Below are 26,795 nucleotides of genomic sequence, written 5' to 3' on the forward strand. Positions count from 1 at the left end.
CGCGGCCTTGCGGGCTTGAGCGAGGAACTTATGCTAGATACGAGCATAAGTGCTGTCAAGCCATTGTCACAATCGGGCAAGTGCCGTGCGGCTCAGGGGGAACCGTCGATGCCCTTGGCCAGGGGCAGCTTGCTGCCGGAGATGGCCCGCTCCAGCAGCACATCGCTGCGAAAGCGGAACAGCTTGGCCGGCCGGCCCGCCGAGCCCACCGTGAGCTGGCCGGTTTCCTCGACCAGATCCTGCTGCTCGATCAGGCGGCGGAAGTTCTGCTTGTGCAGCCCGCGCCCGGCCAGGGCCTCCACCGTCTGCTGCAGCTGCAGCAGCGTGAACTCGGGCGGCATCAGCTCGAACACCACGGGCCGGTACTTGATCTTGGCGCGCAGCCGCGCCATGCCCGTGGCCAGGATGCGGCGGTGGTCGTGGTGCATGGCCTCGCCGGGCAGCATGGCGGCCGCGCCATGGACGCGGTGGGCCGCCTCCTGCACCAGTCCGGCCTCGTACAGCAGCTCGTAGCGCTGCAGCACCATGTCCTCGTTCCAGGGCCCGCCGTCCAGGCCGAAGGCGATGTCCGCGCGCTGGCGCCGCAGCGCACGCTGGGCGCCGCGCGCCTCGGCCATCCAGGCATGCAGGCGCGGAGCGATGTGGGAGCGCAGCAGGGCCGGCTCGCCGCTGCGCCAGTCTTCCCAGGGAAAGTAGCGGTACCAGTCCTGCCAGACGGCCTGCCCCGCGCTGCGGTCCGCGGATTCGCGCGTCAGCCCCAGGTAGCTGACCGAGATCACGCGCGCCCCGCTGGCATCGGTGCGATCGCCATCGGCAAAGGTGTAGAGCTGCTCCATGTAGCCCAGCGGGTGATGGGTCTGCTCCTCCACCCAGGCGCGCAGGCCGGCCTGCAGCGAACGGTGCCCCACCTCGAACGGCCCCGCCGGCAGCAACTGCCCGTCCGCCGTGGTCAGCACGCGCGGTGTGCCCTGAGTCACCGCGGCCAGCACGGCAACGAGTTCGGCATGGATGGGAGAGGCTGCGGGACTGGTGGGGTGGGGCACGAAGGTGAGGGAGGTCGGTTGGCGGGATGGGTGATTATGGTGGGTTGCCGCCGCTGCGGCCGGCTGCCGCCCTGCCCGCCCGGCCACTCAGGCCAGCGCGGCCTTGAGGATCTTCCTGTCCACCTTCCCTACGGAATTTTCCGGAAGGGCGTCAACGTAGTGGTAGGCGACGGGTGCATGCATCCGCGAGAGCTCGCCCAGCACCGCAGCGGCCAGGTGCTGCTCCGTGAGTGCACGTCCCGTTTCGTCGCCGGTTCTCACGACGAAGGCGCACGGCACCTCGCCCAGGTCGGCATCGGGCCGGCCCACGACACAGCAGGCGCGTACGCCCGGCACCTTCGCAAGCACGCCTTCGATGAGGTTGGGAGAGAGGTTCTCGCCGCCGCGGATGATCACATCCTTGATGCGGCCGGTGATGTACAGATACCCCTGGGCATCGAAGCGCCCCAGGTCTCCGGTGCGCAGTGCCGGCCCGGGGTCGGCGGGCGCGCCTGCGGTCCCCTCTTCGAGATAGCCCAGCATGAGGGTGGGTCCGCTGATGCAGATTTCTCCTTCTTGCAGGGGATCTTCGATCTCGGCACCGCCCGGCCTGGCAAGAAAGACCCGCTGCCCCGGCAGCACCGTGCCCACGGAGCCTACCCTGCGCGCGAGCGGCGGATTCATCGCAGAGGTGCAGGTCGCTTCCGAGAGCCCGTACGACACGACCAGGGGCACGCCCAACTTTTCCTCGACCCGCCTGTGCAGCTCCTCGGTGATGGGGGCCGAGCCGCAGCGCGCCATGCGCAAGGCGGCCAGCGAGGCTGGCGGAAACTCGAACGCGAGCATGCGCGAGTACATGGTCGGCACTCCCGTGATCACGGTGGGCCGATGCCGCTCCATCAGCGCCGGCATGTCCTGCGCCTTGAAGCGCTCCGCCAGCACGACGGTCGAGCCCGCCAGCAGTGGGGCCAGCAATTGGTTGTTGACGCCATTGGTGTGGTGCAGCGGCATGGTGTGCAGCAGCCGGTCCTGCGGGCCGAGCCCCGTGTGCCGGACGATGCCGTCCGCGTTGACCCGCAACCCCAGGTGGCTTTGCAGCACGCCCTTGGGCTTGCCGCTGCTGCCGGAAGTGAACAGCAGGTAGGCACAGTCCCGGGGGCCCGATGTGCAAGCCCAGTACGGCTGCACATCGGGAGCAAGGCTTTCCAATGCAATGCGCCGTACCTGCGCAACGGCCGCCAGACACGGGTCGTCATGGTGGCTCCGGTCATGCACCAGCCAGGTCATGGCCGTCGCCGCAAAACGCCTTGCGGTCTCCTCGGCGCCAAGCCCGGGCTCCAGCACGCAGGGACAGGCGCCGGCCACCAGGGTCGCAAGCAGTGCGCAGGCCAGGTCCAGCGACCGCGGCACGGCAATGGCCACACGGTCGCCCTCGCGTATCCCGGCAGCCCGCAGGCCACCGGCCAGCACGCCCACCCGCTGCGCGAGGGCTCCGTAGCTCAGGACACCGCCCTGCGCCACCAGCGCGGGCCTTGCGGCCCACCCTGGCGACTGCCAGCGGCGATGAAAGGCCGCGACCAGGGATTCGAATTCGTCGGTCATTGGCAGCTCCTGTCCGGTGCGGCTCAGCGCAGGCTCACGCGTGCATCGCGCTCGAACTGCCCGTCAGGGTCCAGCGAGGCCAGGGCCTGGAGCTCGCGCTGCGTTGGCGGGTCGGTGGGATGCGCCGTGCTGGCGTCAAACTCGAAACCCGTGCGCTCGCGCACTTCTTCGAGGGAAGCCTGCGGGTGCCATGAATCCAGCGCCAGGCGTCCGTCGCGCTTGATGAAGGTCGCGATCGGAGTGACCACTCCATGAAAGCCTCCCCACGAGGTGCGAAAGTCGAGCTTGTTCACCAGGGTGCGCGTCGAATGCTCGGTACGCCAGGTGCACGCACGCAAGGCGGTGGGAAGCATGACGGCGCCGCCGCCTCCACCGGGAAGGCGCACCTTGGGCCTGTGCCAGTCGCCGATCGCCGAGTTGTTGGCGCACCCCTCGCCGTCGATCTGCGCCGCGCCAAGAAACGTCAAATCCATGCGCCCGCGGCAGCACAGGTCGTAGAAGTCCTCGTTGGCGAAGATGGACGCGCTGCGCTGCGCGAGCACGGGGTCCGAGCTCGACAGCGGGACGCTGGACGGCTCGGGGTCCACGCCGCCCGCGACGTTGATGTAGATGAAGTCCTCATCCAGCGTCTTTTTGGCCAGCAGGCAGGCCAGCATGGGCAAGGTGGAATTGACGCCGCTGAACGTGATCTCGCCGGGCCGGATGAACCGGGCCAGGTTGATGGCGATGTATGAAAAACCGGACCAGTTCGCGCTCATCGTGCCTTCTCCTGTGTTGCTGCCTCGGGCGCTTTCGCCAGGTGCGCGGCCAGGGCTTCGTCGCCCTCGGCCAGATAGCTTTCGACCGCGGGGTAATCGATCGGATAGCTGGGCCAGCATGAGCCTGGCCAGGCGCCGCCGGGGACGACGGAGAAGGCTTCGACCATGAAATACGGCACGACGGTGGACTCCGGGTTGTCCTGGAATATCTGCGTGTCCACCAGCTTTTCCGCCACCACCAGCACACTGCGTGAGGCACGGCTCATGATGCGGTCCCAATGCGGTGTTCCCGCAATGCGCACGTTCCCCTGCCGGTCGATCTCCGAGGCAAGCAGCACCGCATAGTCCGGCTCGATGGCCGGGATGGCGTACACCGGTGCGCGATCCGAGTACGGGTCCGGCAGGCTCACCCAGCCGTTCAAGGCGGGCAGGTCGCTTCCGTGCAAGCCAGCGCACGGCTGAAAGGGGATGCCGTACGCCGCCGCGCGCAGCCCGGCGGTCAGGCTCGCGCAGGCATGCTCTTCAAGAACGACTTCCTGGCGCTCGACGGCCCGGCGGTACCAGGGCGCCAGGCCGAAGTTGCCCTCCATCGCGACGATGCCGGCCCGCACCTTTCTGACGGCCCCGGCCCGGCAAAGAATGTCGATGTCGTAGCCGGGAGACTGCTTGATGATTTCAAGGCCGGTCCTGCCCTGGCGGATCAGTTCGCGCACGAAGGCGAACGGGCCACGGTGAAGAAAGCTCCCGCCGATGGCCAGGGAGGCCCCGTCCGGTACGCGCGAGACGAGTTCCTGCAGGGGAACACATTTGTTTTTTCCGACGAATCCAGAAGGCATGGGTTGGTCCTTGTGAAAATTGCTCCACTACTGGCCCAGATACTTGCGCAGCCGGTCTTTCAACCCTGGCCGCGCGGCGGAACGCACCAGATGCGCCAGGTCGGCATCCGCCTGTACCGTATCGAGCGCGCGATACAGCGAGGCCCGGGCCTCGTCCTCGAGTTCAACGACCAGCGCTTCGCATTCCTGCACCACGCCCGGCCAATCCTCCTGGGCCAGGACCTGCTGGACGAATCCCATCTGCACGGCCTCGTCCGTGGAAAACGGCCGGCTTGCGCCGAGGATGTCCAAGGCCTTCTGCGTTCCCACCAGGTCGGCGAAGCGCCGGGTTCCGAGCACCAGGCCGAACTTCAGGCCGGGCATGCGGAACATGCCCTGTGCGCTGGCAATACGCCGGCGGCATGCGGCGAACAGGTCGACGCCAGCCCCGTACACCTTGCCATGCGCCAGGGCGACGGTGTATGCCGGCGACGTTGCAAGCGCCTGAAGCAGCTGTTCGATGCGGATGAAGCGCAGGACGAGATCGCCTTCGCTCTGTGCCTCCAGGTCGGACAGATCGAAGCCGGCGCACAGGCTCTTTCCAGCGCCCCGCAGGACCAGCAGGCGAGCACCCTGGGCATGGGCATGCCGTACCCCCTCCAGCAATGCGTCGACCAGCTCCGCGTTGAGGGCATTGAGCTTGTCGGGGCGGTTGAGGGTGAAAGTCCAGCGGTGGCCGCTGACCTGGATATCCAGGACGCCGCTCATACCGTCTCCTTTGCGCCATCGCGCAGCGGACCCAGCACCTGCTCGTTGTGCTCGCCCAGCGAAGGCGGCCGCAGCCGCACCGCCAGCGTGCGGTCATCGAAGCGGACGGGCGAGACAAAGGTCCTGGTCTTCACGCCGTTGGGCAGCTCCAGCGGTTGCACCCACTGCATGTGCTCGACCTGCGGGTCGGCGAGCACCTCCGAGTACCGATTGATGGGCGCGCAGGGAACCCCCGCGTCGCGAAAGCGCTGCAGCCAGGTCGCCGTGTCGGCGCGCACGAACTCCTCTTCAAGGATCTCCAGCAGAGCATCCTGGTGCTGGGCACGCAGCGTCGGCGTCAGGAAACGGGCATCATCCAGCAGCGCCATCTTGCCGACCACTTCGCAGACCGAACGCCACAGCGCGTTGTTGCCGGCGGCCATGCCGAAGTAGCCATCGGACGAGCGAAAGACGCGGTACGGCGCGTTGCGGGGATGGGCCGAGCCCAGCGCGCGCGGGTCACGCCCGCTGCCGAAGTACTCCGATGTCTGTAGCGCCGCGATACCCAGCGTGGCGCCCAGCATTGGCACATCCAGATGTACACCCTGTCCGCTGGCCTGCGCCGCACGCAATGCCGCCGCAATGGAGAAAGCGGCATACAGGCCCGCGGAGAAATCGGCCAGCGGCACGCCGCACTTCACGGGAGCGCCGCCCTCCTCCCCGGTGATGCTCATGATGCCGCTCATGGCCTGGACGGTGAGATCGAACCCGCCTTCCCCGGACCGCGGCCCCGACTGTCCGTAGGCCGAGATGGAGCAGTAGACCAGGCGCCGGTTCAGGGCCTGCAGGTCCTTGTAGCCCAGCCCCAGGCGGTCCATGACACCGGGGCGATTGTTCTCGATGAGCACATCGGCACCCCGGACCAGCTCGCGCAGCAGTTGCACATCGCCGGCCTCCTTGAGGTTGAGGGTGACCGACTTCTTATTGCGATTGAGCGAGGCGAAGTTCTCGCTGTAACCGTCACTGATGGGTGGCCAGCTGCGCAGGGTGTCACCGCCTTGCGGGTTCTCCACCTTGATCAGCTCGGCCCCCAGGTCCGCCAGGAGCATTCCGCAAAAAGGCCCAGCCGCCACGTTGCAGATCTCGATCACTTTGATGCCGTCCAGCGGCAGTTGATGGCTCATGTTGTCTCCAGAAACGAGGGGCGTGGTCGGCGTGTGCGGTTGGCTGGGGTTATCGCCAAGGTGTTGCCGCGTTGACAAATCCTACCAGCGGCGCCCATGATGTCAACAAATTATGAGACATCAATCCTAATTTTTGGGAATAAACAAAGAACTGAATTCAAGCCGACAGCGATCAGAAACCCATCGACCCCAAGGGCAAAAGGAGACAAAAGATGATTCACAGACGCCAAATCCTGGCAGGCATCGCAGGCATGGCCTGCTCGGGGCCGTTGCTCGCACAGCAATGGCCGGCAAAGCCCGTGCGCGTCGTCACGCCCTACCCGCCCGGCGGCGCGACCGACATCACGGCACGCGTCTATGCGCAGTACCTGGGTCAATGGCTGGGCCAGCCCTTCGTCATCGAAAACCGGGCAGGCGCCGGAGGCGAAATCGGCGCCACGGCCGTGGCCAACAGCGCCGGCGACGGCTACAGCCTGTTGTTCGGAGCGATTGGCAGCCTGGCCATCCACGCGGTCATCCCCACGCAAAAGCCTCCCTACGACCTGATGACGGCATTGACCGGCGTCTCCATGGGCAGCTCGGTGCCTCTGGCCATCGCGGTGCGCAGCGACCTGCCCGCCCATTCCGTGGCCGAGCTGGTCAAGCTCGGCAAGGCCGGCGGCAAAGGCCTGACCTATGGTTCCGCAGGCAATGGTTCCACCCAGCACATGACGGGGGAGTACTTCCAGCAGGCGGCCGGCATGAAGCTGGTGCACATCCCCTACAAGGGAAGCGCGCCCGCTGTCGCCGATCTGCTGGGTGGCCAGATCGACCTGGTCTTCGAGACGCTGCCGGCACTGGCCTCGCAGATCGGCAGTGGCAAGCTGCGCATCCTGGCCGTGACCAGCGCCAGGCGCAGCGACATGCTGCCCGACGTGCCCACGCTCAAGGAATCGGGCTTCCCGGATTTCGAAGTCACGACCTACTACGGGCTGCTCGCGCCCAAGGCCACACCACCGGCCATCGTGGGCCAGCTCTCGAAGGCCATGCAGGAGATCGCAAAGATGCGCGAAGTACGCCAGACGCTGCAAAAGCAGGGCGCCGATGCCTACGCAAGCAGTCCCGAACACACCACCCGGCTCATCGAGGCCGAGCTGGCCAAGTGGGGCCAGGTTCAAAAGACTGCCCAGGTGCAGTGAACGCAACGGCACCCTCATGCAAAGCATGCGAATTGCCGTCGTGGGAGGCGGCTCCGTGGCCACATCCTTCCTGTTCCATCTGGTGCGTGCGCGAGTGCAGGCACAAAGCGCCCTCCCTCGGCTGCAGGTGCTGGTCTTCGAGCCGGCCCCTGCCGTCGGCAGTGGAGCGGCCTATGCCGACGACGCACCCACCAATCTTCTGAACGTCACGGCCGGCAGCATGTCCGTCGCCGAAGATGACCGGCAACACTTTCTGCGCTGGCTCCACCGCCAGGCAATCACCCATTTCCAGGGCGAGCAGATCACGCACGACTCGTTTCTGCCGCGCCCGCTTTTCGGCCGCTATCTGGAAGATGTCTACCGCGAAACCTGTGCCACGGGGGCCACGTTGGGCGTGGACATCCGCCACGTCCGGGAGGCCGTGCACGATGTCAGGGCAGACCCGCCGGCCGGCTACCGGCTCGTGACACAGCAGGCAGAGCACATCGCGCAACGGGTGATCCTCGCCATAGGCAACCTGAGCTCGGCCGCGTTCGAGGACTTGCGCGGCCACGCCGGCTACTTCGACAGCCCGTACCCGGTCCGGGCACTGGCCTGTGGCATCCCTCGCGATGCGACGGTATGCGTGCTGGGCACGAGCCTGAGCGCCATCGACGCCGTGGTGGCGCTTGCCGAAGCCGGCCACACGGGGCCGATGTACTGCATGTCCCGCAACGGCAGACTTCCGTCGGTCAGGGGCCTGAAGAACCAGCCCGTCACACTGAGTCCGCGCCTTGTGGCCACCCTTGCCGAAGGGGTCGCCCAAGGCCGCCGCCTGACACTGCGAGAGGCAATGGGTCTGCTCGCAGACGAACTGGCGCACCAGGGCATAGCGTTCGACGAACTCCTGGACCTGCAGGCTGCACCGCCCCCTGCCACGGACTATCTGCAAGAGGAAATCACGCTGTCCTCATCGCGTCCACGGCAATGGCAGTCGCTGGGCAATGCGCTCAACGCCGTCGTGGACGCCATCTGGCAGCAGCTCGACGACGCCGGGCGCGAGCGCTTCGACGCCACGCTGCGCAGCATCTGGATGGCTCGCCGCGTGACCTTCCCCATCGAGAATGCACGCAGGCTGCAGGCACTGCTTCGTGCGGGGCGCCTGCAGGTGATGCCGGGCCTGCAGTCCGTCGACCCGGTCCCCGGCCAGCACCACCGGTTCCGCATTCAGGCCCGGGACAGGGCCGAGCTGCAAGCGGACGTGGTCATCAATGCCACGAGCTTTTCCGCGGACGCCAGGCACTCGGACCTGCCATTGCTGCGCAACCTGCTGGACCGGGGCGAAGCCTGCCCTCACCGCTTCGGCGGCTTGTGCGTGGATTTCGCGACCGGAAATCTGATGCGGTCCGACGGCAGCATCAATGCGGACATCAGCGTGCTGGGCACCATGGCGGCAGGAACCTACTTCTGGACCAACTCCATGGATGTCAACGCACGGCTCGCACGGGGAGTGGCCGGCCGACTGGTCCAGGAGTTGTGCGCATCGGAAACTCGGGCCGAGCGAACCTGCCCCATCTGATCCCCGGGCACGGCGCGAGCGGGCTCGCAAAGATGCTGTCCGGGCCGTGAGCGACGCCATGCGTGCTAAGCTCATCCCAACATTTGGGATTCATTGCATGGACAAAACGCTACTCAAGGGCCTGGCAGTGCTGGAGGCCATTGCCGAGATGCAGGGCGAGGCACGCGTCATCGACGACGTGGCGGCCCGCGTGGGCCTCACCCGAAGCAATGCGCACAGGACACTGCAGACCCTCATCCACGCCGGATACGTGGAGCGCGACCCGGCAGGCGGGGGCTTTCGCAGCACGACCAAGATGTATGCACTGGGCGTGCGCCAGCTGGGGCAGCTCGACCTGCGCAAGATCGCTCCCTCTTTCATGGCGGTACTGGCCGAGGAAAGCGCGGAGACGGTCCATCTGTCGGTGCTTGAAGGGCAGGATGTCATCTACGTGGACAAGATAGACAGCATCCAGCCCATACGCGCCTACTCGATGATCGGTGGCCGCGCTCCCGCCTACGCCGTGGCCACGGGCAAGGCCCTGCTGGCGGCGCAGCCCGCGCAGTACCTTGACCGGCTACCTGACCCTTTGCCGAGGTTCACGCCAAACACGATCGTGAGCAAGGAGCTTCTGAAGGCCGAATGCGCCAAGGCGCTTCGCGTCGGATATGCGGTCAATCGCGGGGAATGGCGCGAAGGCGTTGGCGGCCTGGCCGCAGCCGTTTACGACGCCTTCGAGCGTCCCGTGGCCGCCATCGGCATTTCGGGACCGCTGGACCGCCTGAGCGTGGCCCGCATGAAGGAGATGGCGCCGCGCGTCATCGACGCCGCCGCGCAACTCTCGAAGGCCCTGGGGTATACGCGCGGGTATTTCGGCGAATCGGTCTGAACGGACTCATAGATCCACTGACCCGTGGCCTGGAGGCTTGGCCGTTTGATCATCCCTGCATCCCAGTTCACGCTCGAGGTCGGGGCGGTCGGTTGGCGGGATGGGTGATTATGGTGGGTTGCAGGGGCCGGTCCGCCCGCGTTCAGGCATGGCGGTCCAAGCTTCCGATGTACTGGTCCACCATGGCCTTGGCCTGTCCCAGGCTGCAGCCATGCTCGCTCTGGCAGGCCCTGATGGCCGCCATCTTCTGCAGGGGGTCGGCGGCAAGGGTGCGCCAGTCGATCTTTGCGGGCTCTGGCGCAGGGCCGTGCAGCGCGTCTCCCTCCTCCACCGAACGCACCTCCCAGCGCGCCACGACGGGAAAGGAAAGGTCCACGGCAGGCAGCCGGCCCAGTTCGGCCGCCAATTCATCCTGTGAAATCAATGAAGCCACCTGGCGAACACGCGCCCGGGGCCCGTCGCGCCAAGGCCTGATCTCCAAGGGACGCCGGCAGAAATCCTGCAGATAGTCGCCCAACTCCTGCGTCATGAAGCGCGCGGTCTGTGCGACATCGGCCCGCAACAGTTGCAAGGCCTCCGGCTGCGAGAAGTCATCCAGCTGATCGCTCAGGTCCGCAAAGGCCTGCAGAAATCCCGCGCAGACAAAGTCATCGAAGCAGGCGTGCGAAAGACTGCTGGCCTCGTCATCGTGCAACACCAGCGCCACGCCCACGCCATGCGTGTCCAGCGGCGTCAGGCACCAGGCATCGCCGGCGCCCGACTGGGCGAATGGCAGAAAGCTCCGGCCGTTCTGTGCGCCAGGATGAAGCCAGCCCTCGATGATTTCCCGGCTGGCTTCGGCGTCTATCCATTCGAAGTCCTGCCAACTCATGAACAGGGGCGGGTCCTGCAGGCAGCGCTGGCGCCAGGTGGCAGCCCAATCCGGACCGTAGACGGTCTTTCCCGATGCCAGGAGGTCGCTCAACAGCGGCGGCAGCGCAATGCCGGTCTGGGTGGAGAGGTCGGCGTAGGTAGTCATTGGATTCATCCCACGTCCATATGCAGCCGATGCCTGCCGCAATGCACGCACCGGAAAAGGCAGCCGGAAATCATGCCGTCCGTGGACATGCGCTCCAGCATCCACTGCGCATCGTTCCTGTAGCTGCCTTCGATGTCGGGCAGGACTTCAGCGAGGAAAGGCTCGACGGCCTGCCTGTCGGCGTGACCCAGGAAGACACAGGGTGCGTTGCAGTGCGTGAGCCACACGGGCTGCTGCCAGGCCCTGTAGCCGGGCGTGCGCTGCGCTATTTCCAGCAGCAGTTCCCTGGCGATGGTGGGCTCGGGGTCGGCCGGATCAGGCGACACGCCTTCGATATCGGTGTATCCCACAAGTTCGCCGTCGTATGTCTCGCAAGCCTGCCCGCTGGCAATGCACCAGGGACACAGGTAGTCGGGGCTTTGCTGGCTGTAGAACGGGCCCTCGTACTTGAGGCTGCGGTTTTGTCCGCAGCAGGAACACACACCCTCTTCCTGCTCGAAGACGGTTTCGTAGGCGCCGGGATGGAATCTGAAATGCGGGCGGTCCATTTCAAGGTCTCTCTTTCCCCAATGGAAAGGCGCCATTGTCCATGGACGTTCGGTGCGCGGGACCGAATCGATCCAGGCATGAAAAAACCGCGCACAAGCGCGGTTTCCTGAGGTGGGCGAGAACTGCTTTTCAGCAGTTCTGCCGCGGCATCCGTTGCCTCAGACGTTGAACAGGAAGTTCATCACGTCGCCATCCTTGACGACATATTCCTTGCCTTCGGCGCGCATCTTGCCCGCGTCCTTGGCGCCTTGCTCGCCCTTGAAGGCGATGAAGTCGTCGAAGGCGATGGTCTGGGCACGGATGAAGCCGCGCTCGAAGTCGCCGTGGATGACGCCTGCGGCCTGGGGGGCGGTGTCGCCGACCTTGATGGTCCAGGCACGCACTTCCTTGACGCCGGCCGTGAAGTAGGTCTGCAGGCCCAGCAGGCCGAAGCCGGCGCGGATCAGGCGGTTCAGGCCGGGTTCTTCCAGGCCCAGTTCCTGCAGGAACATGTCGCGGTCCTCGTCGCTCATCTCGGCCATTTCAGCCTCGATCTTGGCGCAGATGGCCACGACGGGAGCGCCTTGTGCCTCGGCATAGGCCTTGAGGCTGTCGAGCAGCGGGTTGTTCTCGAAGCCGTCTTCGCTGACGTTGCCCACGAACATGGCGGGCTTGGCGGTGATCAGGCAGAACTGCTTGAGCAGGGGCGCGTCTTCCTTGGAGACGGGCACCGTGCGTGCGGGCTTGCCCTGGTCCAGGGCAGCCTGGATGGGGGTCAGCAGCGCCACCACCTTGGCGGCTTCCTTGTCGTTGCCCGACTTGGCGGCCTTGCTGTAGCGGTTCAGCGCCTTCTCGACGGTGGCCAGGTCGGCCAGGCACAGCTCGGTCTGGATGACCTCGATGTCGGCGATGGGGTCCACCTTGTTGGCCACGTGGATGACGTTCGGGTCTTCGAAGCAGCGCACCACGTTGACGATGGCGTCGGTCTCGCGGATGTGGGCCAGGAACTGGTTGCCCAGGCCTTCACCCTTGGAGGCGCCGGCCACCAGGCCGGCGATGTCCACGAATTCGACGATGGCCGGGACGATGCGCTCGGGCGTGATGATGTCGGCCAGCTTCTGCAGGCGCGGATCGGGCACTTCCACCACGCCGGTGTTCGGCTCGATGGTGCAGAAGGGATAGTTCTCGGCGGCGATGCCGGCCTTCGTCAGCGCGTTGAAGAGAGTGGACTTGCCCACATTGGGCAGGCCCACGATGCCGCATTTGAGGCTCATGGCAGGGCTTTCTACAGGGATTCTGGGGACAAACCCCGTATTTTAGTCAACCGGGCATTTCCTGTCGTTTCAGGCGAACTGCCAGTCGCCGGCCACGGACTGGCCAACGACCAGTTCGGCCCCGTCGTGCAGGCCTTCCAGCACGGCATTCATGCCGAAGGTGATGGCGCCATCGACACGGTCGTCCTGGCGGTAGGTACGGATGGCGTCACCCACGGCGGTGCCCTGCACGGCCGTGACGGGGTCGATGTCGGGAATGGGGCAGCGTGTGCAGGGCTTGGCCATGCGCAGCCGCAGGCCCTGGGCATCGAGCACGTCGAGCCCGTCGACCCGGTCCTCGTCATGGGCCTCCAGGCCTTCGATCACGATGTTGGGGCGAAAGCGCCGTGCGTCCACCGCGGCGTGGCCGGCCGCCTGCAGGCGCTGGTTGAGTTCATCCACGGCCGCCTGGCTCAGTACCAGCAGCGGATAGCCGTCCGCAAAGTGCACGGGCGCTGCCTCACCCCCGGTCCAGCGCTCGCTGGTGCGGCGCGGCGCCGCCGGGTCGAAGCGCACCAGGGCGCAATCCGCGCCCAGGGCCTGCGTCAGCCAGTGGGCGGCCTCGGGGCCCATGTCCCAGGCCTGCACCCAGTCCGACCAGACGCGCGCCCGGCGCTCCGGCCCCGTGGCCTGCAGCGCGATGCGCAGCGGCGGCTGCTGGGGAAAGTGCAGCACCAGGTGCCCGGCCTCCAGCTCGGGGCGTACCCAGGCCATGCGCGGATGGTCGCGCTGGGTCAGGAATTCGCCCTGCGCATCGACCACCATCCAGTGGCGGTCCCAGGCCAGGCCGGTGGCGCCGACGCCGCTGCTTTGCAGCGCGATGCCCGCGCAGGATTTGACGGGATATACCCACAACTGGGCAATGCGGCCCTGCACGTCTCTTTCTTGGTCAAACATCGGATAGCTCTTTTTGGGGAAATCTGGAGTGTGTATGCCATCCATGGTGCGAATGGCGCCATGCGATGGGCGGCAATATGCCAGATGGCGACGCAGGCTGCGGCAGGTCATGCCAATGCCGGAGTTTGCGCCAGTTGGAATCCCCGGCATGGCCCGGACTCCTACAATGCCGGCCATGGCGCAAACCTTTGATGTATGTATACGCGGGGCCGGCATTGCAGGCCGGACCCTGGCTCTCCTGCTGGCCCGGGAACGGCTGCGCGTGGCCCTGGTGGTGGCCGCGCCGACCGGCAACGCGCCCGATGTGCGCGCCTACGCGCTCAATGCCAGCGCACGCGGCCTGCTGGACAGCCTGCGTTGCTGGCCCGATGACCAGCACGCCACGCCCGTGACGCAAATGGAGGTCTTTGGCGACCTGGACGGCCATGTGCTGTTCGACGCAGCCAGCCAGGATGTCGAGGCCCTGACCTGGATCGTCGATGTGCCCGCGCTGGAGCAGCGCCTGGCCGAGGCCGTGCGCTACCAGCCCATGGTCGAGGTGGTGGACCAGCCGGTGGCCGCGCCGCTGACGGCCATCTGCGAGGGCCGCGCCAGCCGCACGCGCAGCGAGTTCGGCGTGGACTTCGCCGTCACGCCCTATGCACAGCACGCCATCGCCACCCGGCTGCACTGCGAGCTGCCGCACGGACAGGTGGCGCGACAGTGGTTCACGCCCGAAGGCATCCTGGCCCTGCTGCCACTGGACGGCCCGCAAGGCCACAGCGTGGCCGTGGTCTGGTCCATCGCCCGTGAACTGGCCGACGGCTGGCTGGCCGCCGACACACAGGATTTCACCGCGCGGCTGGAAGCCATCAGCCAGGGAGCGCTGGGGCGGCTGGAGCTGAGCGCACCGCGCATGGCGTGGCCGCTGCAGCAGGCCGTGGCCGACCACTGGTGCGGCTCCATGCCCGACGGCGATGCACGCTCGGCCCGCAGCTGGGTGCTGGTGGGCGACGCCGCCCACAACGTGCATCCGCTGGCAGGCCAGGGCCTGAACCTGGGCCTGGGCGATGTGCAGGCGCTGGCACGCGTGCTGCAGGAGCGCGGCTACTGGCGCAGCACCGGCGATCTGCGCCTGCTGCGCCGCTATGAACGCGAGCGCAAGGCCGCGCTGGCGCCCATGGGCCTGGCCATGGACGGGCTGCAGCAGCTGTTCAGCCGCTCCGAGGTTCCGGTGCAGATGCTGCGCAACTGGGGCATGAAGGGCTTCGAGCGCTTCGGCCCGCTCAAGGACTGGATGGCGCGCCAGGCCATGGGCCTGGACCCGCGCAGCGGCGCCTGAGCCTGGAGCCAAGCCGATTCCGTGCCGTTGAACCCTTTGCCGTTTTGCGACTCGTACCCCTGCTCCGTGGCGCCCCGCGCCGCGCAATCCCCCTCAACCACGGCGCGGCCGGCCTGAACGCGGCCCCGCCCACCCATCGCATTGCCATGAAACTCTTCGCCTGCCTGCTGACGGCCGCCAGCCTGACCTGGAGCCTCGGTGTCCATGCCCAGGACGCCAACCTGCGCAAGACGCTGACCGAGCGCATTCCCCAGCTGGAAAAGATCGACGAAATCCGCCCCACGCCCATGTCCGGCCTCTTCGAGGTGCGCATCGGCACGGACCTGTTCTATACGGACGCCAAGGGCAACTACCTGATCCAGGGCGAGCTGATCGACACCAAGGCGCGCCGCAATCTCACCGAAGACCGCATGAACCAGCTGACGGCGGTGGACTTCAAGCAGCTGCCGCTCAAGGACGCCGTGACCATCGTCCACGGCAAGGGCGAGCGCAAGATGGCCGTGTTCGAAGACCCCAACTGCGGCTACTGCAAGCGTTTCGAGCGCGACCTGCAGACCGTGGACAACGTCACCATCTACCTGTTCCTGTACCCCATCCTGAGCCCCGACTCGGCCGAGAAGTCGCGCAACATCTGGTGCGCCAAGGACCAGGCCGGTGCATGGGCTGACCACATGCTGCGCGACAAGGTGCCGGCCGCCGCCCAGTGCGACACCTCGGCCGTGCAGCGCAACCTGGCCTTTGGGCGCAAGTACAAGATCACGGGAACGCCCACCGTCATCTTCACCAACAACACCCGCGTGCCTGGCGCCATCAGCGCCCAGGAAGTCGAGAAGAACCTGGCCGCAGCCGCAGCCGCGCGCTGACCGCCACCGGGCGGGCCCGGCGCCATGGACGCCGGGCCCGCCCACCTGATCCCCCTTAGCCGGAGCTTCCCGGCTCCAGCCCGCCGCAGCGGGCCCGGGCAGCCTCCAGGCCACACCTGCAGGAGCCCGAATGACCTCTCCCCTCGCCGCCACCGCCACCGCCACCGCCGCTGCCGCTGCCGCTGCCACTGCCGCAGCGGACATCCACTACCGCGTGCAGGCCCTTGATGTGGACGCGCACCTGTTCAGCGTGCAACTGCACATCGCCCGTCCGGCCGCTGGCCAGACCCTGTCGCTGCCGGTCTGGATTCCCGGCAGCTATCTGGTGCGGGAATTCTCCAAGAACCTCCAGGGCCTGTCTGCCGAGCAGGACGGCCGCCCCGTCGCGCTGGCCCAGCAGGGCAAGAACCTCTGGCAGGCCGATTGCGACGCCAACACGCCCCTGGTGCTCAGCTACCAGTTCTGCGCCTATGACAGCTCCGTGCGCACGGCCTGGCTGGACCGCCGCCGCGGCTTTTTCAACGGCACCAGCCTGTGCCTGCGCGTGCACGGCCAGGAAGACACGCCGCACACGCTGCAGCTGCTTGCGTCGGACGCCACCGCATCGTGGCAGGTGGCGACCGGCCTGGACGCCGTGGACACCGATGCGCGCGGCTGGGGCCTGTACCGCGCCGCCCACTACGACGAATTGGTGGACTGCCCCGTGGAGATGGGCAGCTTCTGGCGTGGCGACTTCGTGGCCGCGGGCGTGCCGCACAGCTTCATCGTGGCGGGCGCCGCGCCCAGCTTCGACGGCGCGCGCCTGATTGCCGATGCACGCAGGATCTGCGAGACCGTGCTGGCCTTCTGGCACGGTACGGGCGAGCAGGCCACGCCCGCGCCCATGCAGCGCTACGTGTTCATGCTCAACGTGGTCGATGACGGCTATGGGGGCCTGGAGCACCGCAATTCCACGGCCCTGATCTGCGGCCGGCGCGACCTGCCGCGCGTGGGCGAGCGCAAGGCCGCCGAGGGCTACACCACCTTGCTGGGCCTGATCAGCCACGAGTACTTCCACACCTGGAACGTCAAGCGCCTGCGCCCGGCCGAATTCGCGCGCTACGACTACGGGCAGGAGAACTACACCGAGCTGCTGTGGTTCTTCGAGGGCTTCACCAGCTACTACGACGACCTGCTGCTGCGCCGCGCCGGCCTGATCGACAACGCCCAGTACCTCAAGCTCATCACGCGCACCATCAACCAGGTGCTGCAGACGCCGGGCCGACACCTGCAGTCCGTGGCCCAGGCCAGCTATGACGCCTGGGTCAAGTACTACCGCCAGGACGAGAACACGCCCAACCAGACCGTCAGCTACTACACCAAGGGCTGCCTGGTCGCACTGGCCCTGGACCTGCAACTGCGCCGCGAAGGCCGCAGCACGCTGGACGACGTGATGCGCGCGCTGTGGCAGCGCTGCCAGGGCGGCCCCATGCGCGAGGCCGACGTGCTGGCCGTGCTGCAGGACCTGGGCGGGCGCAGCTTCGCGCCCGAGATCACGCAATGGGTGCACGGCACCGACGACCTGCCACTGGCCGAGCTGCTGGCCGCGCACGGCGTGCAGGCCAAGGCCGAACCGGCGCAGACTGCCCAGCGCCTGGGCCTGCGCGTGCAGGAAAGCCAGGGCATCACCATCAAGACCGTGCTGCGCGGCAGCATGGCCGAGCGCGCAGGCTTCATGGCGGGCGACGAATGGCTGGCCATCGAGCTGCCCACCGGCGCCGAGGATTCACAGCCCGCGCGCTGGCGCATCACCCGGCTGGACGACGTGGCGCTTTATGCAGGCACGGCCCTGGACATCGTCGCCTGGGTGGCCCGCGACCGGCAGATCCTGGCCTTGACCCTGCCCTGGGGCTCGGGCCTGCTGTCCGAGGCCGCCGCCATGGTGGAGAAAACGGACAACGGCGATGCAAAAGCTGCCACATCCGGCACCCTGGCGGCGCCCGCCCCCAGCAATCTCGGACTGGAAATCACGGACGAGGAGACCGCTGGACGCTGGCTGGCCGGGCACACGGGCAGCGCGCAGGCGCCCGCCATGCCCTGAACGGCGCAGGCCGCCCCGCGCCGCCGGCCGGTTATTCTTGAGGATCACGACGACAACCCCAGCAGGAGACTCCCTTGGCCTACGAAATGATTGAAGTTCGCGTCGAAGCCGACAAGGTCGGCATCATCACGCTCAACCGCCCCAAGCAGCTCAACGCGCTCAATGACCAGCTCATGGACGAGCTGGGCCAGGCCCTGCAGGCCTTCGATGCCGATGAGGCCATCGGCTGCATGATCATCACCGGCAGCGAGAAAGCCTTTGCGGCTGGCGCCGACATCGGCGCCATGGCCAAGTACAGCTTTGCCGACGCCTACAAGGGCGACTACATCACGCGCAACTGGGAAGCCATCCGTTCCATCCGCAAGCCCGTGATCGCCGCCGTCAGCGGCTTTGCCCTCGGCGGCGGCTGCGAGCTGGCCATGATGTGCGACTTCATCATCGCCGCCGACAACGCGAAGTTCGGCCAGCCGGAAATCAAGCTGGGCGTGATCCCCGGCGCCGGCGGCACGCAACGCCTGCCGCGCGCCGTGGGCAAGTCCAAGGCCATGGACATGGCCCTCACGGCCCGCATGATGGACGCCACCGAGGCCGAGCGCGCCGGCCTGGTCAGCCGTGTCGTGCCCTTCGACAAGCTCATGGACGAGGCGCTGGGCGCCGCCATCATCATCAGCGGCTTCTCGCAGATTGCCGTCATGGCGGCCAAGGAATCGGTGAACCGCGCCTTCGAGGGCTCGCTGGCCGACGGCGTCATGTTCGAGCGCCGCCTGTTCCACGCGCTGTTCGCCACCCAGGACCAGAAGGAAGGCATGGACGCCTTCGTCAACAAGCGTCCCGCCAGCTTCAAGCATCTCTGAGCGGGCTGAAAGTCGCGCTACAATGCGCGTCTTCCGGCAAGGCGCAGCAAGCCTCTCGCAAAGAAATTTCGAGAAATTTGCACAACTTGCCGGACGGGCCGAAAATTCTGCATATAATTTAGGTCTTACGGCGCTTTAGCTCAGTCGGTTAGAGCGATGGAATCATAATCCACAGGTCCGCGGTTCGAATCCGTGAAGCGCCACCAAACAAAGAAAAGGGTCTACGTGCAAACGTAGACCCTTTTTTCTTGCCCATCGCATGCGTCCGCGCCGGACAACTGCGACGACACGCCCTCTTGCCCCCGGTCAGCAGCGCATCCCGGGATGCCTGCTGCCAGCCAGCAACGCGGGATGAACAACATTTCTTTCGGCACTTGCACCAGCCCAGCCAGGCCCCACGCAACTGCGTGGCTCGGCGGTCGCAACAAGCACAACCTGTGCTGCGCTGCACTCTCCCCAAAAATCAGAAAAATCCTAGAAATATGGATTCACTGTGATTTTCAACGGAAAAACATGCCAGGCACTCGTATTTTTCGAGCAACGCGAAAAATCCATCGGACTATTCCCAGAAATCAGAAAATATCACTAAGATCATTCCTAGCCACAAAATTAACCTCCTTTGTGCGGCACGCATTAATTTGATCTAATCTCAATGCAGTCTTTTGCTGCTTTTTCAAGGAGTATTTCAATGGCAGAAATCGGCACACTCGCCAAAACAGGTGAAAATTGTCCAGAAAGTGGCACCTGGGAGTCCCAGGACAAACCTTCGACCACAGCACCCATTGCAAAGGGCAACACCATGCCACCGCACAATGGTCATGCTGTCACATGGAAGTTGATCCAGAAGACCTGAGGCCATCTGGCACGCTGCCATGGCAGTAGTCATGGCAGTAGTCATGGCAGCGACGATCAGGAAATTGATTCAATGGACTTGAATCAATTTCATAGGGATTCAGTACCGGGAGCTGAGCCCACATTCATTGAATATCAACCAGAAGTTGATTTCAACAGGATCGGCATCTGAAAAACAGGATGAAGCATGGAATCCGTGAATTCTTGCAAGATATCCAGGCATAGTAAAATTCAAGCGGCCGTCATGTGACGCCCGCTTGAATATCAAATATGAGATTGCACCAAACTGCGTCAATGACGCATGAGCGCAATCCAGTGATTATCCAACGCCATTCCAGGCACCGGCACCGTGCGCAGCACCTGGCCGCGCTGGCGCAATTGGGCCTGGCGTGCACCGCCCATCCACAGCGCGGGCTCGGCAGGCAGGGGCCGGCCCTTGGCATCCAGCGAGACACTTGCGTTGGCCACGCAGTACACGCCCGGCATGGCATCGCCACGCAGCCAGCGTCCGCTGGCCTGGCTGCTGTCGGGCACCTGCCACCAGGTGACGGTGTTCACGCGCGGGCAGCTGACGGCGAAGAGCTGGCCGTCGCAACCGATATCGCCGCCATAGCCTGCCAGGGGCTCGCGCCCTTCGGGCAGGGGCACGGCATGCAAACGGTGGCCATCGAACAGGGCCAGCACGGGCGCAGCGGCGCGCGCTTCGGTGTCGCGGTGCTCGGCCTGCAGCGCAATGCCCAGCCAGCGGCGCGCGGGCGCGTGGGCGACCTGCGGGCCCCAGGCCAGGTGGCGCAGGCTCAGGCGGTTGTCGTCCAGCTTCCACAGGCCGGCACGGGCGCCGCCTTCGGCCGGCAGCAGCCGTGCGATGGACGAATCCATGTGGTCCAGCTGCAGCTTGCGTCGGCCGGTTTCGGACTGCGTGGGAATGCCGCCGTTGGCGACCATCAGCGTGCCGTCGGCGTCCAGCAGCAACTGGTGCGGGTCCATGCCGCCCGTGCGCCATTCGGCGATCTTCTCCAAGGTGATGGCATCGCGCACGCCGATCAGGCCCTGGGCATCTTCCAGGTCGGTCTCGGTGGTGTAGAGATGGCGGCCATCGGCGCTTTCGATGACATGGCCGTTGAAGAAGCGGTCGGGCTCTATCCACTGCCACTGCGCATCCTCGGTGGCCTGTCCCGGCTTCAGGCGCACCAGCCAGTCACCGGGGCGGCGGCTGGCGAAGACCACGGAGCCGTCGCGCAGCGCGGCCATGCCATGGGCGCGCGTGGGCACATCCAGGGCCTGCAGCACCTGCAGCGGCCTGTCCACCTGCGCACTGGCCTGCACGATACCGACACGCATCTGCTCGCCCTGCATCCAGGCCGCAGCCAGCGACCGTGCCGGTCCGGACGGCCTGGCCGCATGGGAAGTTGCCAGCGGCATGGCAGCCAGCAGCCCCATGCCCTGCAGCCAGCGGCGGCGATTCAGCGCCTGCTCAATCCCCGTCGGCATCCGAGAACCCGATGTTGACTTCCAGCGCAGGCGCCACCTCGCCTTCCATGAGGCGCTTGAGGCGCGACAGCGGCTTGGTCGCGGCATCGACGGCCTTGGCGGTCGGCTCGGTCAGGGCGCGCATGCCGGCATCGGCCTCGTTGACGGCCTTGAGCCAGCGGTCGGCCAGCGGGTTGAGGCCACGGCCGCGCAGGTAGGACTCGATGGGCACGATGTCCACGCCGGGCTGGGGCACCTTGCGGTCCACGCTCACGGCCAACGTGCGCAGGCCCTGCCAGTGCGCGCGCCAGATCTCCAGGGTGCTGCCGCTGGCGAGATGCTCCCAGGCAGGCGGTTTGCTGCCCGCACTGCGCAAAGGCTTTTCCATGTCCGCCCAGCGCAGGCGCTCCAGGCCGCCCACCCACTGGTTGATGAACTCGGCCATGGCTTCGGTGGTGGCATCGCCGTCCTCGGACCAATCCTGGGCCGCGAGCTTGGCAAAGCCGTTGCTGAGAATGCCCATCTCGGCGCCGATTTCCTCGGCCACCAGGGTGGCATAGGCGCAGGCCGGCGTCTGCGGCTCCACGGGCTGGGTCCACAGCAGGTTCTCGAGCGCCGGGTATCCCTTGGCGGGTGCGCCGATGCGCTCCATGGCAGCCAAGTCGGCGGGGGCCGACTGTATGGCCTTCTTGAGCAGGGCCGGGCGCATGGGGCGAAAGTCCACCAGACGTGCCGAGCGGCGCTCCACCAGCGGCCCCAGGGCCACGGCCGAGAGGCTGCTCCACTGCCGCGACGATTGCACATAGGCCTGGCGCGCCGTCTGCAGCGTGGCGGCAGCCGATCCCGCAGGTGCCGCAGGTGCCGTGCAGTGCGCGCGCAGCGCCTGGCTCAGCGCCTGGGCGGATGCCTGCGCGGCCTTGGCCTGGGGCGAGAACCATTGACCGTACAGCCCCTGCACGGCGTGGGCCGTGTTGTAGAAGGGAATGGCCATGTTGGCATCCACTTCCTGGGCATGGACCGGGGCGGCGGCCAGCAGCGCCAGGGCTGCGGCGCAAAGGATTTGGCGAGGGGTCATGCGCATGTCTTGCATCAGAGGGACTCCACAAATTTGACCAGGGCTTCACGGTCTTCGGCGCTGAACTGGCGCACCTGTTCGCGCGCGGCTTCGGCCTCGCCGCCGTGCCAGAGGATGGCTTCGAGCACGCCGCGCGCACGGCCGTCGTGCAGCAGGCGCTGGTGGTTGTTGACATCGGGCAGCAGGCCTATGCCCCACAGCGGCGGCGTGCGCCACTGGCGGCCTGAGGCCTTGAAGTCGGGCCGGCCATCGGCCAGCGCATCGCCCATGTCGTGCAGCAGCAGGTCGGTGTAGGGCGCAATGGTCTGGCCCGACAACCCCTTGCTGCTGAGTGCCGGCGACAGCGCGGGGAACAGCTCACCGCCGGTCTTGTACGAGGGCCGGTGGCACTGTGCGCACTGGGCCTGGTGGAACAGTGCCTCGCCACGGCGCACGGCCAGGTCGCTGGCGTTGCGCCGTGCAGGCGGCGCCAGCGTGGCCTGGTAGAAGATCACGTCGTCCAGCACGCGGTCCTCGATCTCCACGCCCTCGGCGCCGTTGCCGTCGGGCGCGGCCAGGCAGTCCTTTTGTGCGGGCGTGCAGGTCTGGTGCGGGAAACGCTTCGATGTGATGCCGATATCGCCCAGGAAGGCCGAGGCCGTCTGGTGGGCAATGGAGGCCACGTTGGCCTTCCAGCCGAAGCGGCCCAGCATCATGCGTTCGCCGTAGGCATCCCAGACATAGTTGGGCTGGCCCTTGATGGGGCCGCCCAGGGCCGCCTGGGCGGCAGCGTTGGCCAGGATCTCGGACTCCGGGATGTGCTCCAGCAGGCCCAGGCCGATGACCTGGGGCGCAATGCGCGGGCTGGTCATCAGGTTGACAGCCAGGGGGCCGTAGTTGAGCGCAGCCAGCTCGTAGACCGGCTTTTCCAGTGTGTAGGCCGTGCCGTCGGCAAAGCGGCCGTGCACCTGTTCATAGCGGATGCGCAGCTGGCCCTCGCCCTTGACGCCCAGCACGCCCTCGGTATTGAACTGGTCGCCATAGACCGGGTCCGGCACCGGGCTGCCGTGCGGGCCTTCGCCCGGAATGGACAGCCGCATGAGCAGGCCCGCGAAGGGCTGGGGCTTGAGCGGGTTGTGGAAGTCGGGCGGCTGGGCACGGCCGTCCTGCACATGGCAGCCGCCGCAGGAGCGCGCCAGGAAGTGCGGGCCCAGGCCATCGCGCGCCGTTGTGGAGGCCGGCGCCTGCACCCAGTTGCGCTTGAAGAAGGAGTTGCCGATGACGAAGCGCGTGCGCTCTGCATCCTCCAGGTTGGCGGCGGGCAGCGAGAAGGCGTTGCGGCCCGTGGCGTGGACCGTGGTCTGGCCGCCCGGGGGCAGGGGCTCGCCGGGTGCCGCGAACAAAAGAGCTGGATCGGGAGCTGGATCGGGAGCAGGCTGCGGTACTGGCGCGCGCGCTGGAGCGGCAGCCACCGTGTCCTGCTGTTGGGCCGAGCAGCCCATCAGGACCAGGGAGGCAGCGACCAGCAGCGAGGGGGAGAGATTCATGGGTGGGGACGTCCCTGGAAAAGCCAGGGCCGCCGAACCCTTTCGGGGGCGGCGGCCTTGGCACATGGGCGCAGGAATGGATGGACGCTGGCGTGGATGTTCTTTTAGTTGGCCTTGGGGTCCACCAGGTTGAGCTGGGTGATGCCGACGGCATTGGCCGCCTCCACCAGATCCTTGCTCTGCTGGACCAGGCTGTCGATGGTGGCCTGGATCTTGGCGCGCGAGGCCGAGTCGCGCGCGCCCTGTATGGCCTGGTCGAACGGCGCGGGAATGGCCTGGGCCGCCTGCACCGACTGCGTGATCTGGCGCGTGGTCCTGTCGGCCAGCGCGCTGTCCTTGGAGGCCACCCAGTCCTTGATGCCCGGGCCTTGCAGCTCGCTGCCATCCAGGCGCTTGTAGCTGCCCTGCCAGACGTTGAGGATGCCCTGGGCATTGGTCACCGCATCGCGGTGCGTGTTGTCCGAGAAGCAGGAGTGCTCGTCTTCCTGGTCGCGGCTGGCCAGGGCCACTTCCAGGCGCTCGCCGGCCAGCTCGCCGCGCGACAGCGAACCCAGGCCCACGAAGATGCGGCGCAGCGCGTCATCGGGCTTTTTCTCGAACTGGGCGCGGAAGTTCTTGGGCGAGCCGGGCTTCCACTGGTCGGCCACGGATTGCAGGTCCTCGATCAGCAGAGCGGTCACCACCTTCAGGTACTCGCGGCGGCGGTCGGCATTGGACTTCTTGCCATCGACAAAGTCGGTGTACGGACGCGCGCCCGGCCCCTTGTCGTTCAGGTCCTGGCCCCAGAGCATGAACTCGATGGCGTGCCAGCCGGTGGAAACGTTCTCCTCGCCGTCATGCTCGTTGAGCTCGGCCAGGCGCTTCTTGGTGATGGCTTCCTTGCGGTTGTTGATGATGCCGGCGTTGGGATTGCCTTCCACATAGTCCACATAGGACTCGTCCATGGGCCAGGCGTTGATCTGGCCTTCGGGTCCTTCATCGTTGTCGATGGGACCGGCGTAGAAGCGGAAGGCCTCGGTCTGGCCGTAGTACTCCCGGGCATCCAGCCAGGCCTTGCGTGCCTGGTTCAGGCCCTGCTCGCTGGGCGCCGCCAGAAAGGCCGCAATGGCTTTCTGCATGGTCTTGGCGGAGCTGATGGAGTCCGAGTAATTGGCGTGCACCAGGGTGCCGTAATGCTTGACCACCTCCGCAACGGAGAGGCTCTTCTTCACGGGCTGTTGAACGGTGCCGGCGGCTGCGGCCTGGCTCATCGGGGCGGCCGCGCCCAGGGCCAGGGCGGCTGCAATCAGGATGGGATGCATGGCAGAAAGGATCGGAGGTTGGAGAACTCGGAATGCCAAACTGTAATGAGAATTGTTTTTATTGGCAAAACCTGCGAGATATCGCCGCACTGCACCGCAAGGTCATAGACGGACCCGGGCAGTAATGGGGCGCGCCAGCGGCGCAATGGCCGCAGCGGGCGCCAGCCTAGCACGAGCACCCTTGGCGCCCCGGCCAAAGACCCAGCGCCCTGGCATAAGCCCCGCAACTTGCCTTGGCTGGCGACTTGCCTTACCATTGCGCCCGCTCGCATGGGCCGCCCTCTCCTCGCAGGGCCTGCCCACCGCCTCCAAGCCCTGATCGCCCGGCCGATTTCAGGGCTTTCGCTTTTTGCAGAAGCGGTCTTTTGGCGCTGCACCTTGCGCTCTGTCTTTGCGCGCAGCCCCTGCCATGCTCCGGCATGCCGGCCGCCCAGCTTGTTTTCCCACCAGGATTTCCCGTGCCCATCGCCACTCCAGGATGCCGCACACGCGCAGCGTGCCCGCACGCCGGCCCAGCCGGCGGCGCAGGCGTTTTGCGTGGTGCCGCACCCCAGCGAGAGCGCGCGCCGTCCTGGCTTTCAAGGATTTTCACGTGACCACCACTTCCTCCGGGGCGCTCGCAGCCACTGCTGCCGGCGCCAGCACAGACACGCATGTCGGCACACATGCCACCCAGGTCAATGGCTACAGCTGGAAGGCCCTGGCCGGCTCGGCCGTGGGCTATGCCATGGACGGCTTCGACCTGCTGATCCTGGGCTTCATGCTGTCGGCCATTTCGGCCGACCTGCACCTCACGCCGGGCCAGGCCGGCTCGCTGGTGACCTGGACGCTGATCGGTGCCGTGTTCGGCGGCATCTTCTTCGGCCTGCTCAGCGACCGCTACGGGCGCATCCGCGTGCTGACCTGGACCATCATGCTGTTCGCAGTCTTCACGGGCCTGTGCGCCTTCGCGCAGGGCTACTGGGATCTGCTGGCCTACCGCACGATTGCGGGCATCGGCCTGGGCGGCGAGTTCGGCATCGGCATGGCACTGGCCGCCGAGGCCTGGCCCGCACGCCACCGCGCCCGCGTCTCGTCCTACGTGGCCTTGGGCTGGCAAATGGGCGTGCTGGGTGCGGCGCTGCTGACGCCGCTGCTGCTGCCCCTCATCGGCTGGCGCGGCATGTTCCTGGTGGGCGTGATACCGGCCGTGGTGGCCTGGGTGATCCGCAACAAGCTGCACGAGCCCGAAGTCTTCGTGAAGCGCCAGCAGTCCGCCACGCCCTCGGCCCGCGTGCCGGTGCTGCAAAGCCTGAAGCTGCTGGTGAAGGACCGCGCCACGACCAAGGTCAGCCTGGGCGTGATCGTGCTGACCTCGGTCCAGAACTTCGGCTACTACGGCATCATGATCTGGATGCCCAGCTTCCTGTCCAAGCAACTGGGCTTCAGCCTGACCAAGTCTTCGATCTGGACTGCCGTGACCGTGGTGGGAATGATGGTCGGCATCTGGGTCTTCGGCCAGCTGGCCGACCGCATCGGCCGCAAGCCCAGCTTCCTGATCTTCCAGCTGGGCTCGGTCATCATGGTCGTGCTCTATTCGCAGCTGTCCGACCCCACGGCCATGCTCTGGGCGGGGGCCCTCATGGGCCTGTTCGTCAACGGCATGATGGGCGGCTACGGCGCCGTGATGAGCGAGGCCTACCCCACCGAGGCGCGCGCCACCGCGCAGAACGTGCTGTTCAACATCGGCCGCGCCGTGGGCGGACTGGGCCCGGTGGTGATCGGTGCACTGGCCATGAGCTATTCGTTCCAGGTGGCGATCGCCCTGCTGGCGGCCATCTATGTGCTGGACATGCTGGCCACGGCCTTCCTGATCCCCGAACTCAAGGGACGCGAGCTGTCCTGAGCGGCTCAGATCCTCCGGCTCGGAACGATGCCCCACAATGCAAAGAGCTGCCGATGGCAGCTCTTTTTTTGTCCGGCAAC

At 66.6% G+C, this 26,795-nt stretch carries 23 protein-coding genes and 1 tRNA gene; 10 read left to right on the forward strand and 14 right to left on the reverse strand.

The genetic code is table 11. The features are described 5' to 3' along the window. Nucleotides 1-92 precede the first annotated feature (92 nt). The 6 genes from A4F85_RS16450 to A4F85_RS16475 form a co-directional block, all read right to left on the reverse strand. Nucleotides 93-1,043 (reverse strand): NUDIX hydrolase, encoded by a 951-nt coding sequence (locus A4F85_RS16450; RefSeq protein WP_034390572.1) that lies wholly within the window; start codon nucleotides 1,041-1,043, stop codon nucleotides 93-95. Nucleotides 1,044-1,130: 87 nt separating this feature from the next. Then, nucleotides 1,131-2,624 (reverse strand): class I adenylate-forming enzyme family protein, encoded by a 1,494-nt coding sequence (locus A4F85_RS16455; protein ID WP_063327182.1) that lies wholly within the window; start codon nucleotides 2,622-2,624, stop codon nucleotides 1,131-1,133. Between the two features lie 23 nt (nucleotides 2,625-2,647). After that, nucleotides 2,648-3,382 (reverse strand): CoA-transferase subunit beta, encoded by a 735-nt coding sequence (locus A4F85_RS16460; RefSeq protein ID WP_063327183.1) that lies wholly within the window; start codon nucleotides 3,380-3,382, stop codon nucleotides 2,648-2,650. Next, the gene (locus A4F85_RS16465) at nucleotides 3,379-4,218 is read right to left on the reverse strand and encodes a CoA transferase subunit A (RefSeq protein ID WP_063327184.1); all 840 of its coding nucleotides are present in this window, start codon (nucleotides 4,216-4,218) and stop codon (nucleotides 3,379-3,381) included. The genes A4F85_RS16460 and A4F85_RS16465 overlap by 4 nt, the downstream gene beginning before the upstream one ends. Before the next feature lie 27 nt (nucleotides 4,219-4,245). Beyond that, on the reverse strand, nucleotides 4,246-4,965 hold the full coding sequence (locus A4F85_RS16470; protein WP_063327185.1) for an enoyl-CoA hydratase/isomerase family protein: 720 nt from the start codon (nucleotides 4,963-4,965) through the stop codon (nucleotides 4,246-4,248). Continuing rightward, on the reverse strand, nucleotides 4,962-6,128 hold the full coding sequence (locus tag A4F85_RS16475; protein ID WP_063327186.1) for a CaiB/BaiF CoA transferase family protein: 1,167 nt from the start codon (nucleotides 6,126-6,128) through the stop codon (nucleotides 4,962-4,964). Before A4F85_RS16475 ends, A4F85_RS16470 begins: the two co-directional genes overlap by 4 nt. 212 nt (nucleotides 6,129-6,340) lie before the next feature. On the opposite strand from A4F85_RS16475, the gene A4F85_RS16480 reads away from it, so the two are divergent. The 3 genes from A4F85_RS16480 (at nucleotide 6,341) to A4F85_RS16490 (ending at nucleotide 9,732) form a co-directional block, all read left to right on the forward strand. Beyond that, entirely contained in the window at nucleotides 6,341-7,306 is a 966-nt protein-coding gene (locus A4F85_RS16480; protein ID WP_063327187.1) for a Bug family tripartite tricarboxylate transporter substrate binding protein, read from the forward strand. A 25-nt stretch (nucleotides 7,307-7,331) separates the two neighbouring features. After that, on the forward strand, nucleotides 7,332-8,864 hold the full coding sequence (locus A4F85_RS16485; RefSeq protein ID WP_269447123.1) for an FAD/NAD(P)-binding protein: 1,533 nt from the start codon (nucleotides 7,332-7,334) through the stop codon (nucleotides 8,862-8,864). A gap of 97 nt (nucleotides 8,865-8,961) precedes the next feature. Continuing rightward, a complete protein-coding gene (locus A4F85_RS16490) occupies nucleotides 8,962-9,732 on the forward strand; it encodes an IclR family transcriptional regulator (RefSeq protein WP_063327189.1) in 771 nt (256 codons plus the stop codon). Between the two features lie 142 nt (nucleotides 9,733-9,874). On the opposite strand, the gene A4F85_RS16495 is transcribed toward A4F85_RS16490, so the two are convergent. The 4 genes from A4F85_RS16495 to A4F85_RS16510 all read right to left on the reverse strand — a co-directional run bounded on the left by A4F85_RS16495 (nucleotide 9,875) and on the right by A4F85_RS16510 (nucleotide 13,488). Continuing rightward, nucleotides 9,875-10,750: an SMI1/KNR4 family protein gene (locus A4F85_RS16495; RefSeq protein WP_063327190.1), complete on the reverse strand. Its 876-nt coding sequence runs from the start codon at nucleotides 10,748-10,750 to the stop codon at nucleotides 9,875-9,877. A gap of 5 nt (nucleotides 10,751-10,755) precedes the next feature. Then, on the reverse strand, nucleotides 10,756-11,298 hold the full coding sequence (locus A4F85_RS16500; protein WP_063327191.1) for a CbrC family protein: 543 nt from the start codon (nucleotides 11,296-11,298) through the stop codon (nucleotides 10,756-10,758). A gap of 159 nt (nucleotides 11,299-11,457) precedes the next feature. Next, on the reverse strand, nucleotides 11,458-12,552 hold the full coding sequence (ychF, locus tag A4F85_RS16505; RefSeq protein ID WP_012203464.1) for a redox-regulated ATPase YchF: 1,095 nt from the start codon (nucleotides 12,550-12,552) through the stop codon (nucleotides 11,458-11,460). A gap of 69 nt (nucleotides 12,553-12,621) precedes the next feature. Then, on the reverse strand, nucleotides 12,622-13,488 hold the full coding sequence (locus A4F85_RS16510; RefSeq protein ID WP_063327192.1) for an MOSC domain-containing protein: 867 nt from the start codon (nucleotides 13,486-13,488) through the stop codon (nucleotides 12,622-12,624). 175 nt (nucleotides 13,489-13,663) lie between these two features. On the opposite strand from A4F85_RS16510, the gene A4F85_RS16515 reads away from it, so the two are divergent. The 6 genes from A4F85_RS16515 to A4F85_RS29775 all read left to right on the forward strand — a co-directional run bounded on the left by A4F85_RS16515 (nucleotide 13,664) and on the right by A4F85_RS29775 (nucleotide 19,459). Next, a complete protein-coding gene (locus A4F85_RS16515; protein WP_172642969.1) occupies nucleotides 13,664-14,809 on the forward strand; it encodes an FAD-dependent monooxygenase in 1,146 nt (381 codons plus the stop codon). Nucleotides 14,810-14,955: 146 nt separating this feature from the next. Next, nucleotides 14,956-15,672 (forward strand): DsbC family protein, encoded by a 717-nt coding sequence (locus A4F85_RS16520; RefSeq protein WP_034390564.1) that lies wholly within the window; start codon nucleotides 14,956-14,958, stop codon nucleotides 15,670-15,672. Nucleotides 15,673-15,802: 130 nt separating this feature from the next. Then, nucleotides 15,803-17,752, forward strand: a complete 1,950-nt coding sequence (locus A4F85_RS16525) for a M61 family metallopeptidase (RefSeq protein WP_063327193.1) — start codon at nucleotides 15,803-15,805, stop codon at nucleotides 17,750-17,752. A 74-nt stretch (nucleotides 17,753-17,826) separates the two neighbouring features. Continuing rightward, nucleotides 17,827-18,606, forward strand: coding sequence for an enoyl-CoA hydratase (locus A4F85_RS16530; RefSeq protein ID WP_012203459.1), 780 nt, complete (start codon nucleotides 17,827-17,829; stop codon nucleotides 18,604-18,606). Between the two features lie 129 nt (nucleotides 18,607-18,735). After that, nucleotides 18,736-18,812 (forward strand) — tRNA-Met (locus A4F85_RS16535). 482 nt (nucleotides 18,813-19,294) lie between these two features. Beyond that, nucleotides 19,295-19,459: a hypothetical protein gene (locus A4F85_RS29775; RefSeq protein WP_162269877.1), complete on the forward strand. Its 165-nt coding sequence runs from the start codon at nucleotides 19,295-19,297 to the stop codon at nucleotides 19,457-19,459. 290 nt (nucleotides 19,460-19,749) lie between these two features. Here the strand turns inward: A4F85_RS29775 and A4F85_RS16540 are convergent, their stop codons facing one another. The 4 genes from A4F85_RS16540 to A4F85_RS16555 all read right to left on the reverse strand — a co-directional run bounded on the left by A4F85_RS16540 (nucleotide 19,750) and on the right by A4F85_RS16555 (nucleotide 24,830). Then, nucleotides 19,750-20,949: a DUF1513 domain-containing protein gene (locus A4F85_RS16540; protein ID WP_063327194.1), complete on the reverse strand. Its 1,200-nt coding sequence runs from the start codon at nucleotides 20,947-20,949 to the stop codon at nucleotides 19,750-19,752. Continuing rightward, nucleotides 20,933-22,018: an imelysin family protein gene (locus A4F85_RS16545; protein ID WP_063327195.1), complete on the reverse strand. Its 1,086-nt coding sequence runs from the start codon at nucleotides 22,016-22,018 to the stop codon at nucleotides 20,933-20,935. Before A4F85_RS16545 ends, A4F85_RS16540 begins: the two co-directional genes overlap by 17 nt. Then, nucleotides 22,018-23,529: a di-heme oxidoreductase family protein gene (locus A4F85_RS16550; protein ID WP_063327196.1), complete on the reverse strand. Its 1,512-nt coding sequence runs from the start codon at nucleotides 23,527-23,529 to the stop codon at nucleotides 22,018-22,020. The genes A4F85_RS16545 and A4F85_RS16550 overlap by 1 nt, the downstream gene beginning before the upstream one ends. Nucleotides 23,530-23,633: 104 nt before the next feature. Then, nucleotides 23,634-24,830 (reverse strand): imelysin family protein, encoded by a 1,197-nt coding sequence (locus A4F85_RS16555; RefSeq protein ID WP_013804069.1) that lies wholly within the window; start codon nucleotides 24,828-24,830, stop codon nucleotides 23,634-23,636. Between the two features lie 727 nt (nucleotides 24,831-25,557). Here A4F85_RS16555 and A4F85_RS16560 point away from each other — a divergent pair. Then, nucleotides 25,558-26,715 (forward strand): MFS transporter, encoded by a 1,158-nt coding sequence (locus tag A4F85_RS16560; RefSeq protein WP_224986381.1) that lies wholly within the window; start codon nucleotides 25,558-25,560, stop codon nucleotides 26,713-26,715. Nucleotides 26,716-26,795: the final 80 nt, after the last annotated feature.

It is taken from the genome of Delftia sp. GW456-R20 (assembly GCF_001622915.1).
GTDB lineage: Bacteria > Pseudomonadota > Gammaproteobacteria > Burkholderiales > Burkholderiaceae_C > Comamonas > Comamonas acidovorans.

Coding starts and splice junctions, on each gene's coding strand:
- A4F85_RS16455 (WP_063327182.1), bottom strand. CDS start 2,624: ATGACCGACGAATTCGAATCCCTGGTCGCGGCCTTTCATCGCCGCTGG.
- A4F85_RS16460 (WP_063327183.1), bottom strand. CDS start 3,382: ATGAGCGCGAACTGGTCCGGTTTTTCATACATCGCCATCAACCTGGCC.
- A4F85_RS16465 (WP_063327184.1), bottom strand. CDS start 4,218: ATGCCTTCTGGATTCGTCGGAAAAAACAAATGTGTTCCCCTGCAGGAA.
- A4F85_RS16470 (WP_063327185.1), bottom strand. CDS start 4,965: ATGAGCGGCGTCCTGGATATCCAGGTCAGCGGCCACCGCTGGACTTTC.
- A4F85_RS16475 (WP_063327186.1), bottom strand. CDS start 6,128: ATGAGCCATCAACTGCCGCTGGACGGCATCAAAGTGATCGAGATCTGC.
- A4F85_RS16480 (WP_063327187.1), top strand. CDS start 6,341: ATGATTCACAGACGCCAAATCCTGGCAGGCATCGCAGGCATGGCCTGC.
- A4F85_RS16485 (WP_269447123.1), top strand. CDS start 7,332: ATGCGAATTGCCGTCGTGGGAGGCGGCTCCGTGGCCACATCCTTCCTG.
- A4F85_RS16490 (WP_063327189.1), top strand. CDS start 8,962: ATGGACAAAACGCTACTCAAGGGCCTGGCAGTGCTGGAGGCCATTGCC.
- A4F85_RS16495 (WP_063327190.1), bottom strand. CDS start 10,750: ATGACTACCTACGCCGACCTCTCCACCCAGACCGGCATTGCGCTGCCG.
- A4F85_RS16500 (WP_063327191.1), bottom strand. CDS start 11,298: ATGGACCGCCCGCATTTCAGATTCCATCCCGGCGCCTACGAAACCGTC.
- ychF (WP_012203464.1), bottom strand. CDS start 12,552: ATGAGCCTCAAATGCGGCATCGTGGGCCTGCCCAATGTGGGCAAGTCC.
- A4F85_RS16510 (WP_063327192.1), bottom strand. CDS start 13,488: ATGTTTGACCAAGAAAGAGACGTGCAGGGCCGCATTGCCCAGTTGTGG.
- A4F85_RS16515 (WP_172642969.1), top strand. CDS start 13,664: ATGGCGCAAACCTTTGATGTATGTATACGCGGGGCCGGCATTGCAGGC.
- A4F85_RS16520 (WP_034390564.1), top strand. CDS start 14,956: ATGAAACTCTTCGCCTGCCTGCTGACGGCCGCCAGCCTGACCTGGAGC.
- A4F85_RS16525 (WP_063327193.1), top strand. CDS start 15,803: ATGACCTCTCCCCTCGCCGCCACCGCCACCGCCACCGCCGCTGCCGCT.
- A4F85_RS29775 (WP_162269877.1), top strand. CDS start 19,295: ATGGCAGAAATCGGCACACTCGCCAAAACAGGTGAAAATTGTCCAGAA.
- A4F85_RS16540 (WP_063327194.1), bottom strand. CDS start 20,949: ATGCCGACGGGGATTGAGCAGGCGCTGAATCGCCGCCGCTGGCTGCAG.
- A4F85_RS16545 (WP_063327195.1), bottom strand. CDS start 22,018: ATGCAAGACATGCGCATGACCCCTCGCCAAATCCTTTGCGCCGCAGCC.
- A4F85_RS16550 (WP_063327196.1), bottom strand. CDS start 23,529: ATGAATCTCTCCCCCTCGCTGCTGGTCGCTGCCTCCCTGGTCCTGATG.
- A4F85_RS16555 (WP_013804069.1), bottom strand. CDS start 24,830: ATGCATCCCATCCTGATTGCAGCCGCCCTGGCCCTGGGCGCGGCCGCC.
- A4F85_RS16560 (WP_224986381.1), top strand. CDS start 25,558: ATGGACGGCTTCGACCTGCTGATCCTGGGCTTCATGCTGTCGGCCATT.